The 3062-nt window shown below is 64.4% G+C and carries 2 protein-coding genes; both read right to left on the reverse strand.

Annotation, left to right across the window (positions count from 1 at the left end):
* Positions 1-166: 166 nt before the first annotated feature.
* A complete protein-coding gene (locus ACREE8_RS11195; RefSeq protein ID WP_431573076.1) occupies positions 167-1438 on the reverse strand; it encodes an NAD(P)/FAD-dependent oxidoreductase in 1272 nt (423 codons plus the stop codon).
* Position 1439: 1 nt separating this feature from the next.
* Positions 1440-2705: an MFS transporter gene (locus ACREE8_RS11200; protein WP_431573077.1), complete on the reverse strand. Its 1266-nt coding sequence runs from the start codon at positions 2703-2705 to the stop codon at positions 1440-1442.
* Positions 2706-3062: the final 357 nt, after the last annotated feature.

Below are 3062 nucleotides of genomic sequence, written 5' to 3' on the forward strand. Positions count from 1 at the left end.
CGCGCAATGCGCGCGCTGACTTCTCTGCAAGCGCGGCACGCACGGAGTGTCCGCTTTGGGTCAAACTCGGCCGCAGCGGCTGGTCCACGCTGGGTCCGCTCTTCTTCCAATAACGGAAATCGCGACCTGCCTGTCGGCGCCATATCGCCAATTTGCGCCGGTCAGATCAGCCCCTGATCCAGTCCTTGAACTGCGCCTGCCAGTAAACGAGCTGGCCATAGACCGTGCCGGGGAAGCCGCCGGTCCATTGCAGGCCATAGGGCCGTAAGAGCTGCCAGCGCTTGTCGCCCTCGACGATGGCGTTCGCCACCAGCTCGCCGGTCATGGCGGTGGTGCCCATGCCATGGCCGCCATAGCCCATGCAGTACCAGACATTGGTCTCGATCTCGCCGAGCTGCGGCATCTTGTGAGCCGGATAGCCCATGAGGCCGCCCCAGGCGAGCTCGACCTTGACGTCGGCCAGCTGCGGATAGACCGCGAGCATGCGCTTGCGCAGCCAACGTGCCAGGCGCGGCGGGTCCTCGCCGAACATGGTGACCCCGCCGCCCCAGAGGATGCGCGTGTCGGGCAGCGGCCGGTAATAGTCGAAGTCGAACCGGGAATCGTAGATCGCGTGATTGCAGTTGATGGCGGTCTTGAGCCGCTCGCCCAGCGGCTCCGTCACCATCACATAGGTCGCGACCGGCTTCAGCGCGCGCGTCAGGCGCGGTTCGAGATCGCGGATGTAGCCGCCGCAGCAGATCAGCACGGTCTTGGCGGCGACCTCGCCGGCCTCCGTCCGCACGCGCTTTGCGGCGCCCTTGAGCTCCAGGCTGGTGACGCGCGACTGCTCGAACAGCTTCCCGCCTTTCTCGGCGAGGGTCCTGGCGACACCGCGCGCATAATTCAGCGGATGGAAATGGAAGCCTTCCTTGCGATAAAGGCCGCCGTGATAACGATCCGTGATCAGGAACTGGCGCAGCTTCTCCTTCGGCCACCATTCCAGCTCGACGCCGAAGTTCTCGGCCATGAATTTCATTTCCGCCTTGGCCTCGGCCGGATCGTCGCGCCACCAGCCGCCGACCATGCCGGAATCGACCGGCTGGGCTGGAATGGCGTAGCGATCGATGCGGCTCCGGATGAGCTTCACGGCGTCACGGCTCAGATCCCACAGGGCCCGCGCATCCTTGAGGCCGCTGGTCTTGAGAACATTCTCGGCGCCCCCGGAAAAGCCCGGGCTGACGAAGCCGCCATTGCGGCCTGACGCGCCCCATCCGACCTTGTTGGCTTCGACGACAACGACCGAACGGCCGCGCTCGGCGAGGCTCAAGCCCGCGGAGAGACCCGCCAGGCCGCCGCCGACGATGCAGATGTCGGTCTCGATCTTGCCGGCAAGGGCGGGGTAGTCGATTCCGGGCGTCGCCGTACGGGCATAGTAGCTGTTGATATGTTGGACCATGTCACATGTCTGGAATTTTTTGCGGATGATGCTGAGGCTCGGCACGCGGATCGAGTTCCGGGGCACCATAGGTGCCGGCGGTCATCGGGACGGCAACGTAATTGCTCTGTTCGCGGGCAGAAAGCGCACGCCGCACCAGAATACGCAGCGTGACGAAAGTGGCAATCAGAGAAAGTCCGCCGACCATGAACCAGAACAGGCCGAATGGTCCGAGCCAGCCCATGACGAAGCCCGCGACCGTGGGGCCGATCGCGGAGCCGAGGCCCCAGGCGAAGAGCAGGCCGGCGCTGGCGGCGACGAAATCCTGCTTGGCGGTGTAATCGTTGGTCTGGCCCACGCCCAGGGCGTAGAGCGGCGCGATGGCGCCATCCAGCAGGAACAGGACGACCAGGAGCGTGAGGAAGGCGGGCGTGTCGAGCGAAGCGACCAGCGCCGCGAGGGCCGCGGCCGAGATCAGCGACACCAGCATCAACGGCCGTCGGCCGAAATGATCGGAGAGGAATCCGATCGGAAACTGGATGATGAGGCCGGCGATGGTGGAGGCGCTGAAGAGGATGGCAAGCTCGCCCGTGCTCAAGCCGACGCGTTCGGCATAGGCGGGCAAGAGACCGTAATAGGCGGAATTGAGCAGGCCGGAACCGAAACAGACCACGACACCGGTGGGCGAGATGCTCAAGAGCTTGCGGATGCCGAAATGCTCACGGTCGCCGATCTCGGGATTGCCGACGCGGGTGAGCGCCATCGGGATCAGGGCCGTGCCGAACAGCATGGCGATGATGCAGAACAGGACGACCGAGCCGATCTGGTCGTGGAAATTGAGGGCGAGGGGGCTGACGCCGCTCGCGGCCCATGAGACCGCCATGTAATAGGAAAAGATCCGGCCGCGATTGTCGTCGGTCGCCTTGTCGTTGAGCCAGCTTTCGATCACCACGAACTGGCCGGCAAAGGCATAACCAAGGAGAGCCCGCAGCGCGATCCAGGCATAGGTCTGATCGAAGATGATATGGCCCAGCGTGGCGTTGCCGGCGACGGCCGCGAAGACCGCGAAGGCGCGGATATGCCCGACGCGGTCGATGACCCAATGGCAGCTCAGCGTGCCCAGCAGGAATCCGGTGAAGTAGCCGGAGGTGACGAGACCGATGAGGCTGGTCGAGACGTTCTTCTGGGCCAGATCGAGGCTGATGAGGGGCGACAGGACACCGAGGCCGGCCTCCATGAAGGCGACCGCCAGCAGCACCTGCATCACCGGTCGGACGCCTTTGAGCATGCGAGTTCCCCTGATTTCCGTCGCCGAACCCGACCACCCGGTCCCCGCCGCCATGCTCGCCCGGCGGGGCAGAGCTTGGCAACGGAAAGCGGGCTGCACGAACAGGAGTGAAATATTCTCGCCCCCTCCCCTTGCGGGAGGGGGTAGGGGGAGGGGTAATGCCACGCCTGGTCCTGGCAGAAAATGACGGGTCCCGTTTTTGCTCGCGATCGTTGTCGCTCTCTGTTCGCAAGTCTCGGCTGTCAACGTCTCGAAAATTGTCGACGAAGCAGACCCGCTTACAACGAAACCCAAGCCTTTTGTCTCTGCAACATCAAGCCACGCACGAGCGCAGCCGTCATCGCGTCTGTGTCACCC

It is taken from the genome of Hypericibacter sp. (genome assembly GCF_050729195.1).
Taxonomy (GTDB): Bacteria; Pseudomonadota; Alphaproteobacteria; order Dongiales; family Dongiaceae; genus Hypericibacter.